This window comes from Nostoc sp. DSM 114161, from assembly GCF_052692665.1.
Window position 1 is genome coordinate 3,223,140 of the sequence record NZ_CP195141.1, and the last position, 15,601, is coordinate 3,238,740.

The window sequence follows — 15,601 nt, forward strand, 5'->3', positions numbered from 1 at the left end:
CGCATACTTAAGTGAAGAGTGTATTCGCGAATGTTTGATGCTCACATGAGTAAATTTACGTATTTTGTAGAAAATTAGACATAATCCTTCTGGGCAACTTCACAAAGGGCGAGTATAACTATTAGGGAATAGGGTGCGGGGATGAGGGAGTTGACTGTTGACTGTCAACAAATGATTGATGATAAATGCCTAAAAATAATTGATTGTGAACGAATATGGCAAAACGCTCGCGCAAGTTGACGCCAAAAACTTCTAAAGAAAATAAACAAAATCAACCTCATGCTGGTGTGAGGAAACGTGTAGTTAAAAAAACGCTTCAAAAACCAAAACCAGGAAGTTGGTTGTCATCAACGCTAGCGATCGCAATTTTATTGAGTAGCGCTGGTTTAATTATTACTTTTGCCTGGATTAGTGTTCTGTTCATCTTGAATCCAGACCAAGTAAGCTGGGTGAATAAAATTCTACCAGCATGGATACAAATTCCCCTGGGTAAACACGAACGCCCGCAAACTTTAAAAAAAATTGAACTCGATTTAACTCAAAAAAACCTAATAGTGGGCGAACTTCTACCTTTGTATCAAGATACGAAAAACTCATTTTTCATGCCAGTTTTTCAGCAGCGTGCTAATTGCGAATCTGATTGTCAAAAACTTGTTGAAATTAGAGTTTATCAGCGATCGCAAGAGTTAGAGTTTAAGTCTGAGCCGGAAAGTTACTACTATTTAGAAAGTCAATTACCAATAACTGGGCCGGAAGAATCCTTTGTGATTTCTTCGTTGGCTGATGCAACATTAGAACCCCAAGATATCAGCGTTCCTCTACCTTTAACTAAGGTACAACGCTTTGAAGGTCAAACACCATCAGCAGGGGTTTGGTTTAATTTACGGGGCGAACGCCAACAGGGAAATAGTGCTTTGGCTTACGGTCACATCGTATACTACAATCCAGAACGCAGTAATTTACAACAAATGTTGTCTTGGACAAGTCCCACCGGTCAATTGCCCAAATGGCAACAAGTAACTGGTGATGCGACAAAAGAGTTAGTTATCGATGGAACTCTAGGTTTAGAACCGCGCTTAGAGGTTTACCAAGTCAAGCCTTTAAAGTTATTCCTCAAACCAATTCAATTAGAGGCAATTAACCTTAAATCACCAGTCCTCAAGGATTCTGGATACCAAAATGCCTTATCAATTGCCCGTAGCGGACTTTGGACGCCAGCTTTTGAATGGTTGAAATTTATCAAAAAACAGCGTAAAGGATTACCACAGGAGGCGCAAGCCCAAATGGATTTAATTCGCTTGCACTCCCAAGTGACTAAATCCCAAGCCCAGAAAAGTTGGGCAAGTCCTAGCGAACAAGTACTAGCAGATTTAATTGATGGACGCTGGGAAAAAGCTTTGCAGGTGTTTGAATCGGCACATAACGTCCAAGAGATTGCTACTCTACTCAAAGGCGATGAAAAACGTTTGTGGAATCGCACAGTAGCAGCGTTGCGAGTCAACCCAAATAGACAAGAAGTGCAAGCTTGGTTCGCCTTAATTTTAACTGTCCAACGAGGGCGAGAAGCTGCTAATTCTTGGTTGGAGACACAACCACAAATCGCCAAAGATCGTCTTGCTTATATTCAAGGTCTGTTAGCAAAACTCGATGGTGAGGTTGCAAAATCGCAGATATCCCACCCCAGCCAAATTGTTGGTACAGTGCAACCAATCGCTGAAGTTACTAGCAGCGAGTGGCTACAACCAAATTCCACAGCAGACTTGAAACTTACAGATAACCAAGTTTGGTATCAGGTGGAGGTTAGTGCATTTTCCGATGGGAAACGGTGGCTAAATTTTCCTTTTGAAAATTTGAACCCACCTAAAACTTCAACAGCAGGATTTTTCTGGAAAACCTTGGGAATTAATTCTGACCCGCAAATGCAGATAGTGGTGTGGCAACCAAACGGAGAACAACAAATTACCATCGCTACTATCAAAGCGGTACAACTACGAAATAAAGTTTTGCGCTTACTAGTTGCTGCGCCAAAAATTCCAGAAAATCAAAACAATGTTCTCCAACCGAAACCCTTAGCCCTGACGAATGCAGCACTGGAATGGGTACAACCATTTCCGATCACTCTTAGAGAACTGGACGCACAAAATCCGTCAGCAGTCAAGGTAATAATATCGAGTGTGTGGGAATCTTTACAAAAGTCTGGAGAAGTTCCGCCTGGTGATATTCCTAGCTTTGAACAGATGCAAGACAAGTTAGGTGATTGGCCTGTTCAGACTATTGATTTAACAAATAATGGTCAGCCGGAAATAGTACTGACCATTTCAGGAACAACGATCGCATCTTTGAATCAACCTCAATCTGGAACTGGCGAGGAAAACGCAAATCAATCCCCTGAACGTACCATCATTTTGTCTGACAGCGATGAAGTTATTTATACAGATTTTCAACAAAATTCTTTTCAAAAATTATCTGCGATCGCCAAGCTTCCAGGGGTGCAATCTTTAGCTTTACTAGTAGAAAACGCTGAAAAATACAGCCTCAAGCGCTGGTCAGATAAAAATCAGCGCTTTGAATAGCACGCAGTTACCAAAAATTTAGTCTACAGAGGTGCTGGCGATCGCTAGCTCAAAAACTGAGTTATTCTTTTGGGCTAGAAGCAGCTAAACGTTGCTGTTTCAAGTTTTCCAACTGCTGCAACAGGGACTCTACCTCTGCTTGTAAATTCATAAATTTAGCTTGCTGATCGTCTTGATAATAAGCCTTGGTTAACTTGGTAACCAAACTAGCTTGGGACTCGCGATCGGAAACACTGGATAAACAAGTAGGCATCTTTAATTAAATCCGCTTTGTTAAACTCACACCATTAGCAATATTATAATAAGCCTATTTTAAGCTTTGTTAAATTATTGTGTATTTTTCATCATTTAGTTTAATAGGTTTGGGGTTCGTTGATAAGAGACGCCGATCGTAGTTGGTCTGTTCCAGCAGGGGGCAGGGGGAGCAGGGGAGGCAGGGGAGGGGGAGAAATAACCAACAACTAATGACTAATGACCAATGACCAATGACTAATGACCAATGACTAATGACAAATGACAAACTCCCCACTAGTTATGATAAAGTGACACCCTGGATAAAATAAAAATCGCAAGTTAAGACGCCTTGCAGCACAAAAAATAATATTCTGAAATAATATTCTCTTTAGAATTCAGGGATTGGAGACTGGGTACTGGAGACTGAGAGAATAAGCAATCCCTAATCCCTAATCCCTAATCCCTAGTCCCTACTTCCTAACCCCTAATTAAAAAACTTTAAATCCCGTGACTTTGAGCTTGTCTGCTGCTAAATCTTATCGCCAACCTTGGCCCGGACTGATAGAAGCCTATCGCGAATATTTGCCTGTCAGCGAAACAACGCCGGTTGTGACTCTGTTGGAGGGAAACACACCCCTAATACCAGTGCCAGCGATCGCACAACGCATTGGCAGACAAGTACGTGTATTTGTCAAATACGATGGTCTCAATCCCACCGGTAGCTTCAAAGACCGAGGGATGACTATGGCAATTACCAAAGCGAAGGAAGCAGGGGCAAAAGCAGTCATTTGTGCCAGCACTGGCAATACTTCAGCCGCGGCCGCCGCTTATGCTAGGCGTGGCGGGATGAATGCTTTTGTGCTGATTCCCGACGGCTATGTGGCATTAGGTAAGTTAGCCCAAGCTTTAGTTTATGGGGCAGAAGTATTGGCAATAAAAGGTAATTTTGACCAAGCTTTAGAAATTGTCCGCGAAATGGCCGAAAACTATCCCATCACTTTGGTGAATTCGGTCAATCCTTACCGCCTAGAAGGACAAAAAACAGCAGCTTTTGAAATCGTCGATGTGTTGGGTGATGCCCCAGACTGGCTATGTATCCCTGTGGGTAATGCGGGAAATATAACAGCATATTGGATGGGCTTTTGTCAATATCATCAAGCCGGAAAGTGCGATCGCCTACCGAAGATGATGGGATTCCAAGCCGCAGGCGCAGCACCTTTAGTGCACGGTCAGCCAGTAGCCAATCCCGAAACCATAGCTACAGCAATTCGCATTGGTAACCCTGCTAGTTGGGAATTGGCGATCGCTGCCCAATCTGCCAGTCAAGGAAAATTCCACGCCGTTACTGACGCTGAGATTTTGGACGCTTATCGACTTTTGGCAGGATCGGAAGGTATCTTCTGCGAACCTGCTAGCGCCGCTTCTGTAGCTGGGTTATTACAAGTCAAAGACCAAATTCCCACAGGGGCGACAGTGGTTTGCGTTCTCACAGGCAACGGTTTAAAAGACCCAGATACGGCCATTAAACACAATCAAAGCCAATTTAAACAAGGTATTCCAGCAGAACTCAAAGCAGTAGCCGAAGCAATGGGATTTTAGCTTTTGAGAGATTTTTCCTTAAGCCCTACTGGCTTTAAGCCCCTGACTTGAGGATACTATCTTGAAAATAGGGTTAACTAAACAATTCATAATTCGCAATTACGTTGGCAAATTGCGAATTGTCTTGACGACTGTTGGAGAATTAGCGGCCACACCTCACAATTTTTCGCTATTCCAACACCAACAGATGTAGAGACGTTGCAATGCAACGTCTCTACCTGCAAACCGACAGAGGATATTTGAAAAATCTTATTTATTACTAGCGTTGGTACAGCTGCGGCTATACAAACCAAACCCACCGACATGGGTTAAAAACTCTTGATTTTCTATTAGTCCATCTCCGTGGACTACCCTTCGGGAACGGGGCGAACACTTGTGTAGTAGCGAATTATATTCGCCTAATACTTTCCAAACATCCTCTGAGGAAAATTCGTAATTTTTGGGTTAATGTCCACCAATAAACTGTAAATTTATTGCTCTTAAATTGATTGAAAATTGCTAACCCAAGGAAAAAAATTACAAATTACGAATTATTAATTAGTAATTATTTTAAACGTCTGTCTCATCATTTATAGAGTCAGAATTATCTTGAGAATTATCTTGAGAATTATCTTGAGAATCTGCCTGTAAATCTTGTTCGTTATCGATACCAAAGGCTCCCATAATACCTGCAACAATTACACCAGCAACAACTTGACCAGCTTGACCAGTAAGACCACGAACTAAACCATTAAAGAAAGGTTTCATAAGATTACCTCATCAGTAATATTTTTGTTGATTGGCTGACAGACTTAGCTACCAATCAACATTAGAATATTCCGGATAAATCAAACTTTGTTGGGAACAAAATATCTTTCATAGAGTCGAAAGCCGCTCTAGTTAAGATATATATGATTAAGTTTTATTCAGAGAATTTTAGGTATCTAAAAACTCTGACATTTTGCAAGTAATCTCATCCGTAAAATTCAAACTGCGCTATGTAGTTCCGGTTAGTAATGATTTTTCTGCTAAATAATCGGAGATTTAGTGATGGCGATTATTCGTGATGTAGTTCTTCTAAATGTAGTTACCTTTATTTTGGGATTTCTTCTAGCATTTGCAATGCCTAACTCCACTTTGGAAGAAATGATGCCAACAATTGCTCTGTTTAATTTCGTTATTCTCACTTTAAGCTTTTTGATTAGTGGTTGTGTTGCTAAAGTAAATCGATTTCGACATTTGAGGGTTGTCGCAATTCTAATTTGGTTAGGAAGTATTGTTAATATCTATATTGTTCCCGGAGCAAGTTTATTAACGTGGTTGATATCTAGTATTCCAATAGCCATAACTATGCTAATTGGAGGTGGTTTATCGTTTTTAGTTGTACCAAATACGGCAGCTACCAATGCCAGCGATAAAAAAGAATACAAGTCTGCTAAATCCTTTAAAACTTGGTTCTTTGGATTCGCAGCTTCAGTTGCTACATCAGTTACTACATCTGTATTAAAAGAGTTAATTATGAATACGATCGCAAATCAAGCTTAATTATTCACCTCTGCTCCCCTGCCCTTTTAAGGGCAGGTTTTTTACATTCCGAAATATTTCCCCGCGTACAGCAAAACGGGAAATTTAAAAAACCTACCTCTGCCCCACTTCGGCTACGCGGAAATCGAGCGAAGTCGAGATTAGACCTCTTGCAATCAATTGCTTTTTGCACTCTTGTGGGAAAAGGGACTCATGTTAAAGGGGAAAGGGAAAATACCAAACCTTTCCCCTTTTCCCCTTCCCCTTTTCCCGACTTCTGCAAGAAGTCTATTCAGCCGCCTGCCCCTTGCCCTCTGCCCTCTGCTCGCTCCCGTGTTAAGCTATCGATCGCATCACCCAAAGCGGTAGTAAGGCTTTTACGAGTTTGAGCGTGGTTTTCCTGTTCAGTTTTCAAGGCTTGCAAAAGGCGATCGCGTTCTTTGATTGCAGCCATCAGTTGAGTTTGCAATTCTTCCACAGATTGTAATTGTGCTATTTCTTCTTGGATCGCTGTGACTGGTGTAGCAGGTAGTGTCCCTGTCTCAATACCTTGGAGTTTATGCAAATCTGCCTTGAGAGATGCGATCGCTTGTTGGGACAATTGAGCATCTGTCCGTCGTTGTTCTGCTTCTGTGTTGTAAAGCTGACGCCATTTTTGGGCACTTTCCCAAGCCGCATCGCGATCGTGTTGAAGTTCCACCATCTGCTGTTTGAGTGTCTGAATTTCTGTCAGCCACTGCTGTGTTAAAGCTGTAGTTTGATTAATATTTTCAGCCATTTTTATCCTCATAGATACTATTAAATAAGTCCAAAGTCAGAAGTCGGAAATACGCTTTTGTGGTGCAAATTTAAATGCCAACAAAAAACAAGCAACTCCTACCAGATGGGGTACACTTTTTTGTTAAATAGGAACTTCAGCATAAAATTCCCATTCAGCGCTGAATAAAGAATAGAGGCTAGCAATTTTCAAAGAATTACAAAGAAAGGCAGAGGGCAGAGGGCAGAAGGCTTTTATGAAAGAAGTATTAATAAAAACTTTAGTTCTGGGTATAAAGCCCAGTTTAAAACAAGAATTGTATCGAGACGCATAGCGTGAGATACAAAGCGTCCTTACTTCAATCCCACGTTTTTAAACGTGGATTTCCTTCTGCCTTCTGCCTTCTCCTTCGGAGACGCTACGCGAACGTACTTCTGCCTTCTGAAATTTAAGGTCTGCGGCATTAATGCTATTTTCTTTTTGATAAAAAAGCAACAATTTTATTGGGTGCTGGAAATGAGGAAGCTACTTGTTCTAAAGCTAGATGGCGACCTAGAAAAAGGTGTACGTGTGACGCTGAGGGTAGAGGAAGAGGATAATCGCCCCAGTACGGAAATCACTGGCTATCTGCCTTTAAACCCAAACCTAGCAACAGCAATTGACCAGTGGCGGTCTACATATCGCAGTTTGCAAAACTCTACCCGCATGAAAGTAGGTAAAATTACTTACGACACTTCCATTGCTGAGTGGATCTCAAATTGCAAAAAATCAGATACTGAGTTGCGTAAGCATCTCAATCAATGGCTAGTATCAGACTCCTTTCGCCCTATCCGCGACCGATGCCTCCTACAATTTACCTCGGATGACGAAGTGCAGTTGCTGATTCGCACTTTGAATAAAACGCTGTTGAAACTTCCTTGGCATCTATGGGATTTGGTTGATAATAACTCTTTTGTGGAAGTGGGTTTAAGTGCGCCAGATTCACAACCTACAATCAAAGCAAAAACACCCACATTAAAAACTAAGGTAAAAATTTTAGCGATTTTAGGTAATAGATCTGGGATAAATATTCAAACTGACCAACAGGTGCTAAAAAATTTACCAGAGTCCGAAACTACTTTTTTAGTAGAGCCGCAACGTAAAGACATTAACGAATATCTATGGAAGCAACCGTGGGACATCCTGTTTTTCGCAGGTCATAGCAAGACCGAGGATGATAAAGGCCACATTTATATCAATCAGACACAGAGCTTAACTATTGAAGAACTCAAATATGCTCTGAAAAATGCTGTTGACAATGGATTGCAGCTAGCAATATTTAACTCCTGCGATGGCATGGGATTAATGTTTGAGCTACAACAGCTGCATATTCCCCAAGTTATTGTCATGCGGGAACCAGTGCTGGATGCCGTAGCACAACAGTTTTTAACTTATTTTCTCCCAACATTTGCTAGTGGTAAATCTTTGTATTTAGCAGAACGAGAAGCAAGAGAAAAGCTCCAAGGTCTAGAGAATGAATTTCCCTGTGCTAGTTGGTTACCAGTAATTTTTCAAAATCCTGCGACTGCGCCGATGACTTGGCAAGAGTTAGGTCGGCGTCCCACTAATCTTTGTCCCTATCGTGGCTTGTTGGCCTTTTGCGAGTCAGATGCACAGTTCTTTTTTGGACGGGAAGCTTTTACAAATATCCTGGTGGAAAGTATGGAAAAGCCACTGGTTGCCGTTATTGGGCCGTCTGGTAGTGGTAAATCTTCAGTGGTATTTGCTGGTCTGGTTGAGCGCCTGCGCCATCGCAACTGGCAAATTGTGTCTTTCCGACCAGGCGATCGACCTCTGCATGCTCTAGCTGCTGCGCTGATTTTACACACCTCGCCGCAAATGAGTCAAAGCGATCGCCTGCGAGAAATCGAAAAAATGGCAGACTATTTACAACAGGAAAATGATGCCTTGCGGAATATAGTAGACCAAATTGTTAGGGAAAAAGGCACTCGCCTGTTACTGATTGCAGACCAGTTTGAAGAACTTTACACCTCAGTTCAAGAACCACAAGAACGTCAGCTTTTCTTAGATAGATTGCTAACAGCAACCAATAATTGTCAGGATTTTACTTTTGTCATCACCCTCAGAGCTGACTTTGTAGGACAGGCACTCTCTTACCGCCCATTTGCTGATGCCTTACAGTATGCTGACCTCAAACTTGGCCCAATGAACCGGGAAGAACTAAAAGCAGCAGTAGAAAAGCCAGCCGCCCTGTTGGGGGTAACGATTGAAGAAGGATTAACGGAACGAATTTTAGCAGCCGTCAGTTGCGAACCTGGCAACTTACCATTATTAGAATTTGCTCTGCATCAACTCTGGGCACAACAGCGAGACACTGAGCTGACTCATGCAGCTTACGATGACATTGGTGGCATCGAAGCGGCTTTAGCTGTTTACGCACAAAAGGTATACGGCAAATTGAATCAAGTGCAAAAGGAACAGACACGGCGAATTTTCCTTCAGTTGGTGCGTGCAGGCGAAGGAACTGAGGATACACGTCGCGTTGCCACATTGATGGAAGTGGGGGAAGAAAACTGGAGTTTAGTCACACACCTCGCTTCCGAACGTTTACTAGTTACAGGACGTAATGAAAGTACAGGCAAAGAAACCGTCGAGATTGTCCACGAAGCCTTAATTCGAGAATGGGGAAGTTTACGCCAGTGGATTGAACAAGACCGAGAATTCCGTACTTGGCAGGAGGGATTACGGACTCTCATGCGGCAATGGGATCGTAGTGGGCGAGATGATAGTGAATTATTACGAGCCAAACGTTTAACTGATGCAGAAGAATGGTTCCAAAAACGCCCAAATGAATTGATAGCAGAACGGGAATATATTCAAGCTAGTTTAGCACCTGGAGTTTAGACTAAAGAGCCGACCTCAAAGGAAAAAATAAGGGGTGTGATTGAACACAGTCCCCCTATTAGCAGAAGCTGAGAGAAGAACCACCAACTCTCACCTGCCAATATGAAAAGTGCCTTACTAGAAGAATTTCGTCAAGCAGCGTACAGATATCTAGGTAGAGCGCATGATGTGACTTTTGAACTGACGGATGCAATATTGCTGACTCGTAACGCCTACAGTTTGGCAGATTTATCGCTATCACCAGTATTTAGACGTAAGTGGCCAAGCATCTACGAGGCATTACAAGATAGCAGACCACAGCGACAAAAATTGATGCAGTTATACATCAAACAGATGCCAACGCAGAGCCGTCCGTTGTTAGCAGGCGACCACACAGCTTGGTCACGCCCAGATGCGGTAACTTTGCAGGAGAGGACAATTGAACACAGCAGTGTCACCATAGCCGGAAACAAACCAATTACCGTTGGTCAGGGATATAGTACCATTGCTTGGATACCAGAGGATTCGGGCAGTTGGGCGTTACCTTTGAGACATGAGCGAATTAGCAGTTGGGAAAACCCGATACAAAAGGCAACCTGGCAACTACAGCAAGTGTGTGAACATTTACCAACTAGACCAATTACAGTTTGGGATAGTGAGTATGGCTGCGCTCCTTTTGTGTTGAAGACGACCAATATCAAAGCAGATATTCTGGTACGTTTGCGTTCAAATCTTTGTTTATGGGGCGCACCACCACCATATTCTGGCAAAGGGCGACCCAGGAAACATGGTGACAAATTCAAACTCAATGAACCACTCACATGGAGTGAAGCCAATGAGAGTATAGAAGTCAACCATCCTAAACTGGGACGGGTGAAGGTGAGCTTGTGGTTTAATTTACACTTTCGTCAAACTGCGACACGCCCAATGTCCCTGATTCGAGTTGAGCGTCTGGATGCAGAAGGCAACCTACGTATATCAAAACCTTTATGGTTGGCTTGGGTGGGGGAAGAAATGCCACCACTAGAAGAAGTTTGGCAACTCTACCTCCGACGTTTTACTGTTGACCACTGGTATCGTTTTTTGAAGCAACGCTTGCACTGGACATTACCTAAATTGAGTAGTCCCAAGCAATGTGAGCGTTGGAGTGACCTCATGCCTGTGATGACTTGGGAATTGTGGTTGGCTCGTGATATCGTTGCTGATAACCCTTTACCTTGGCAGAAATCATTAGATAATTTGACTCCTGGCAGAGTTGCTCAAGCAATGGGGAGCATTTTTGCGGTGATTGGTACTCCTGCCCGTTCGCCTAAACCTCGCGGAAAGTCTCCAGGCTGGAAACCAGGAAAACCACGACAACGTAGAATTCGCTATCCCGTAGTCAAAAAAACTACAACTAAGCCCCGCAAAAAGCAACCAGAATCTGCTTAGTACCTTAGATTTTCATCTTTAAAGCCTGTTTCTTTTCAACTCAGCGTTGCTGGGTCGTTTCTTGTTGCTTAGTCTAAACTCCAGTTAGCACTGCAAGACCGGGAAAAGAAAGAGCAAGAACGCCTAACGAGACAACGCAAAAAAGTATTTGTAGTTGTGAGTTTGGCAATAACTAGTGTTTTTGCTGTAACCTTTGCAGTTGCATGGTTGTTAACAGAAAATCAAAGACAAAAAGCAGAAAAAAGTGAAATTAGCGCCTTAAATGTCTCTTCCGAAAAGCTCTCAATAGCGAACCAAAAATTTGAGGCTTTAATATACGCTTTGAGAGCAGGCAAAAAACTTCAGCGAGCAATTTGGAGAGACTCTACAATATATCAACAAGTTGTCAATACGTTGCAACAAGCAGTTAATGAAATACAAGAATACAACCGCTTAGAAGGACATACAGATTGGGTTTATGGGGTGAGCTTCAGTCCTGATGGAACTCTTATTGCCAGTGCCAGTTTAGATAAAACGGTCAGACTTTGGCATCTAGATGGCAGTATGGTTGGAGCAGCGATGCAACACGATGGTAAGGTTTTTGATGTCAGTTTTTGTCCCCAAGGTCGGATGCTGGCTACAGCGAGTGCCGATCAAACCGTCAAAATTTGGGGTTTAGATGGTGTGTCTCAACTTAAAACGTTGAAGCATGATAGTGCAGTTTTGGGAATAAGCTGGAGTCCAAATTGCAAAACTCTTGTGAGTGCCAGTGCTGATGGGGTTACACTCTGGGATATGAGTAACTACAAATCAACAAAAATCCAAAAAGGTGCGGTCAATAGTGTAAGTTTCAGCCCCAATGCTCAAATGATTGCGATCGCTACAGATGATGATGCCAAACTTTTAAGATTAAATGGTACTATCATTCAACGTTTTAAAGGTCATACAGACAAGGTTAATAGGGTTAGCTTCAGTCCAGATGGTAAGACTATTGCTACAGCCAGTTTTGATAAAACGGTTAAACTTTGGAATCTAGATGGTACTTTGCGTACTACTCTTCAAGGGCATACCGATAGAGTTTTTGATGTGAGTTTTAGCGAAGACGGCAATACAATAGGTACAGCTAGTTGGGATGGAACTATTAAGCTTTGGAATCTAGACGGTACTTTGCGTACTACTCTCAATGGTCCTGGCGGTAGATTCAGTAGTATTAGTTTTAGCCCAAAAGGCAAATTCCTAGCTTCTGGTAGTACAGACAAAAGTATAAAAGTTTGGCAGGTTGATATTAATTCTCTGCCCATTCAAGGACACAATAAAGCAATTCGTAGCGTTGCTTTTAACCCCAAAGATAATAGTATGTTGGCAACTGCTAGTGAGGATAAAACTGCCAAGATTTGGAAAGATGGAATGTTTAAATCTGCACTCAACCATGAAGCAGAAGTTTATGGCGTCAGTTTTAGTCCTAATGGCAAGATGTTAGCTACTGCAAGCACAGATAAAACTGTTAAGCTTTGGAATAGCGATGGTTCTTTGCGTAAAATTCTCAAGGGACATCAAAAATTGGTATTCTATCCTACCTTCAGTCCTGATAGCAAAACCATTGCTACAGCTAGTGGTGATAAAACTGTTAAATTTTGGAATCTTAATGGAAAAGAAATTTTACGACCTCTAGTAGGACATACTGACAATGTTGTAGATGTAAAGTTCAGCCCGGATGGCAAGATGATTGCCACTGCGAGCGATGATGGAACTGCTAAAATCTGGTTATTAAATAGTACTTTATGTACGACATTGTTAGGACACACTAGTGAAGTGAATGGGGTTGCGTTTAGTCCAGATGGCAAAATGATTGCTACTGCCAGCGATGATGGCAAGATAGGAATTTTGAAAATAGATAGTAATTTATGTAAAACTCGACCGAAGTATCTTACACTCCATCCAGGTCATCAAGAAAGAGTTATTAGTGTGAAGTTTAGTCCAGATAGTCAGTTAATTGCTTCTGCTAGCTTTGATAACACTGTAAAAATATGGGACAAATCTGGTAAATTACTACATACTCTTCAAGGACATAAAGATTGGGTGTGGAGTGCAGATTTTAGCCCTGATGGCAAGAAACTTGTCTCGGTAGGTAACACCAAAGATCTAACTATTCGATTCTGGAATTTAGATAAAATTAAAACTCAAAATTCAGATTTAAATAATTTGCTCAAAGAAACTTGCCGTTATGTCAGCGACTATCTCAAGAATAATAACAATCTTAGTAATGAAGATAAACACCTTTGCGATCGCTAACGTCAGAATTCAGAATTAAGTAGGTGGACACAATTATTTAGAAGACGCATTTCGACTTCGCTCAATGCTCGGTAAGCTTATTTTTTGAGGGTTGAGCGCAGTCGAAACCCAGCGATATCGAGTTAGGTTTAATTTAGTCCTTCTACTTAACAAGGTTTGACACCAAGAAAAGTACGCGGGTAGGGATTATCTGTACCTCACTGTGCATACTGTAACTAAGCTTAGGCGTAGGTTGGCTTGAGGCACGCAACCCAACCTATTAGCTGAAAATTGCTCTAAACTACAAGCACTATGAATCGGATTGTGTCATAATTCGATTTTATAATTTTGAACTCTGTATTTATGCCTTGTTCTGCCACCCTTACTCAACTGGCCGAAGTGCTTTCGGTTCGTCCTTTAAACTTATATGAAGCTGGTTTGACACAAGTAAGTAGCGGTATACAAACAGATACTCGTATCCTCAAACCGGGCGAAGTGTTTGTGGCTTTACGAGGCGATAAGTTTGATGGACATGAATTTGTGCCAACAGCGATCGCTAAGGGTGCCATAGCTGCAATTGTAGATTTGGAATATGAAAATCCGGGATTTCCTGTATTGCAGGTATCAGATACCCTCAAGGCATATCAGAAAATTGCTAGATGGTGGCGCGATCGCTTTGATATTCCGGTAATTGGCGTTACAGGCTCCGTAGGTAAAACTACGACTAAAGAATTAATTGCGGCAGTTTTAGGAACAAAAGGAGCAGTTCACAAAACTTATGGCAATTACAATAACGAAATCGGCGTGCCGAAAACTCTCCTGGAACTGGGTACAGAACATGACTACGCCGTCATCGAAATGGCTATGCGGGGTAGAGGACAAATTGCCGAACTCACACAAATAGCGCGTCCCACCATTGGAGTGATTACCAATGTGGGGACGGCGCATATTGAGTTACTAGGTTCCGAAGAAGCCATTGCCGAGGCAAAATGTGAGTTATTAGCCGAAATGCCTGCTGATAGTGTCGCAGTTTTGAATTACGACAATCCCCTATTAATGACCGCGGCGGCGAAAGTTTGGACAGGAGAAGTTATAACTTACGGTTTTTCCGGCGGGGATATCTCAGGAGTATTGATTGATAACGAAACTGTGGAAGTCGCAGGAATGCAACTAACTTTACCGTTACCCGGCCGTCACAATGCGACTAATTACTTAGCGGCTTTAGCGGTGGCAAAGGTCTTGGGAATTGATTGGGTGAGTTTGAAAGCAGGCGTACAAGTGGATATGCCCACAGGGCGATCGCAACGGTTTAATTTAGCCAATGACGTGGTAATTTTAGATGAGACGTATAATGCTGCACCAGAAGCGATGTTAGCAGCATTACAATTATTGGCAGACACACCAGGAAAACGAAAAATTGCGGTGTTGGGTGCAATGAAAGAATTAGGAGAACGATCCGAACAGTTGCACCAGCGAGTGGGAGAAACAGTGCGAAAGTTGAATTTAGACGGCTTGTTGGTGTTGGTTGATGGAGAAGATGCCGAAGCGATCGCTAAAAGTGCCGGCGGTATTCCATCGGAGTGCTTTGCAACTCATGGAGAATTGGTGGCGAGGTTAAAGACATTTGTACAACCAGGCGATCTTTTACTGTTCAAAGCCGCCCACTCAGTGGGGTTAGATCGCGTTGTCAATCAGTTACGTGCAGAATATCCCAAATGATACCACTAGAAACTGAACGTCTGATACTGCGAGATTTTGTAGAATCAGATTGGCCGGCTGTTCATCAATATGCTGGCGATGGTGAAGTTGTACGTTATTTGACTTTTGGGCCTAATAGTGAAGAAGATACCAGGAATTTTTTGCAAAGAGAAATTTTATTGCAAAAACAAGAACCACGTCAGCATTTTGCTTTGGCGGTAACTTTAAAAAATCAAAAGCAATTAATTGGTATCTGTCGAATTTCTACGTTAGATACTGTTAATAAAACAGGCTCTATTGGCTACTGTTTTACTAAACAATTTTGGGGACAAGGATATGCAACTGAAGCTGTAAGAGAAATTATATCTTTTGGTTTTCAAGAATTAGGCTTACATCGCATATTTGCAACTTGCCATCCAGCCAACATTGCCTCGGTACGAGTAATGCAAAAAAATGGAATGCAACAGGAAGGATATTTGCGACAACACCATTGGATTAAAGGAGAATGGAGAGACTCTTGGCTATACGCTATTCTTGAGGATGAATGGAAACAAGCCAACTGATTTTAAATTTAGACGTTGCCCAATTGTAGTAGAGGCGTTGCATTGCAACGTCTCTAGCAAATCATTAGACCTGTTGCAATCAATTGCTTTTTGCACTTTTGTGGGAAAAG

11 protein-coding genes are annotated in these 15,601 nt (G+C 42.1%); 8 read left to right on the forward strand and 3 right to left on the reverse strand.

What is annotated here, in order from left to right; genetic code table 11:
• The first annotated feature begins 215 nt into the window (after window positions 1-215).
• Window positions 216-2,573 (forward strand): hypothetical protein, encoded by a 2,358-nt coding sequence (locus NSTC745_RS14210; protein WP_445637709.1) that lies wholly within the window; start codon window positions 216-218, stop codon window positions 2,571-2,573.
• 61 nt (window positions 2,574-2,634) lie between these two features.
• Here the strand turns inward: NSTC745_RS14210 and NSTC745_RS14215 are convergent, their stop codons facing one another.
• A complete protein-coding gene (locus tag NSTC745_RS14215) occupies window positions 2,635-2,826 on the reverse strand; it encodes a hypothetical protein (protein ID WP_445637710.1) in 192 nt (63 codons plus the stop codon).
• A gap of 488 nt (window positions 2,827-3,314) precedes the next feature.
• On the opposite strand from NSTC745_RS14215, the gene thrC reads away from it, so the two are divergent.
• Window positions 3,315-4,406 (forward strand): threonine synthase, encoded by a 1,092-nt coding sequence (thrC, locus tag NSTC745_RS14220; RefSeq protein WP_445637711.1) that lies wholly within the window; start codon window positions 3,315-3,317, stop codon window positions 4,404-4,406.
• 549 nt (window positions 4,407-4,955) lie between these two features.
• On the opposite strand, the gene NSTC745_RS14225 is transcribed toward thrC, so the two are convergent.
• Complete coding sequence (locus NSTC745_RS14225; RefSeq protein ID WP_445637712.1) at window positions 4,956-5,153, reverse strand: hypothetical protein; 198 nt, start codon at window positions 5,151-5,153, stop codon at window positions 4,956-4,958.
• Between the two features lie 282 nt (window positions 5,154-5,435).
• Between NSTC745_RS14225 and NSTC745_RS14230 the strand changes: the two genes are divergently transcribed.
• Window positions 5,436-5,930 carry a hypothetical protein gene (locus tag NSTC745_RS14230; RefSeq protein WP_445637713.1) on the forward strand — a complete coding sequence of 165 codons (495 nt, stop codon included), beginning with the start codon at window positions 5,436-5,438 and terminating at the stop codon, window positions 5,928-5,930.
• Window positions 5,931-6,201: 271 nt separating this feature from the next.
• On the opposite strand, the gene NSTC745_RS14235 is transcribed toward NSTC745_RS14230, so the two are convergent.
• A complete protein-coding gene (locus NSTC745_RS14235; RefSeq protein WP_445637714.1) occupies window positions 6,202-6,687 on the reverse strand; it encodes a hypothetical protein in 486 nt (161 codons plus the stop codon).
• A gap of 495 nt (window positions 6,688-7,182) precedes the next feature.
• Here NSTC745_RS14235 and NSTC745_RS14240 point away from each other — a divergent pair, with 495 nt between their 5' ends.
• The 5 genes from NSTC745_RS14240 (at window position 7,183) to NSTC745_RS14260 (ending at window position 15,491) form a co-directional block, all read left to right on the forward strand.
• Complete coding sequence (locus NSTC745_RS14240; protein ID WP_445637715.1) at window positions 7,183-9,570, forward strand: nSTAND1 domain-containing NTPase; 2,388 nt, start codon at window positions 7,183-7,185, stop codon at window positions 9,568-9,570.
• A 102-nt stretch (window positions 9,571-9,672) separates the two neighbouring features.
• A complete protein-coding gene (locus NSTC745_RS14245; RefSeq protein WP_445632291.1) occupies window positions 9,673-10,980 on the forward strand; it encodes an NF041680 family putative transposase in 1,308 nt (435 codons plus the stop codon).
• Window positions 10,981-11,142: 162 nt separating this feature from the next.
• Window positions 11,143-13,251, forward strand: a complete 2,109-nt coding sequence (locus NSTC745_RS14250) for a WD40 repeat domain-containing protein (RefSeq protein WP_445637716.1) — start codon at window positions 11,143-11,145, stop codon at window positions 13,249-13,251.
• A gap of 342 nt (window positions 13,252-13,593) precedes the next feature.
• Complete coding sequence (locus NSTC745_RS14255; RefSeq protein ID WP_445637717.1) at window positions 13,594-14,949, forward strand: UDP-N-acetylmuramoyl-tripeptide--D-alanyl-D-alanine ligase; 1,356 nt, start codon at window positions 13,594-13,596, stop codon at window positions 14,947-14,949.
• A complete protein-coding gene (locus NSTC745_RS14260) occupies window positions 14,946-15,491 on the forward strand; it encodes a GNAT family N-acetyltransferase (protein ID WP_445637718.1) in 546 nt (181 codons plus the stop codon). The genes NSTC745_RS14255 and NSTC745_RS14260 overlap by 4 nt, the downstream gene beginning before the upstream one ends.
• The last annotated feature ends 110 nt before the right edge of the window (window positions 15,492-15,601 follow it).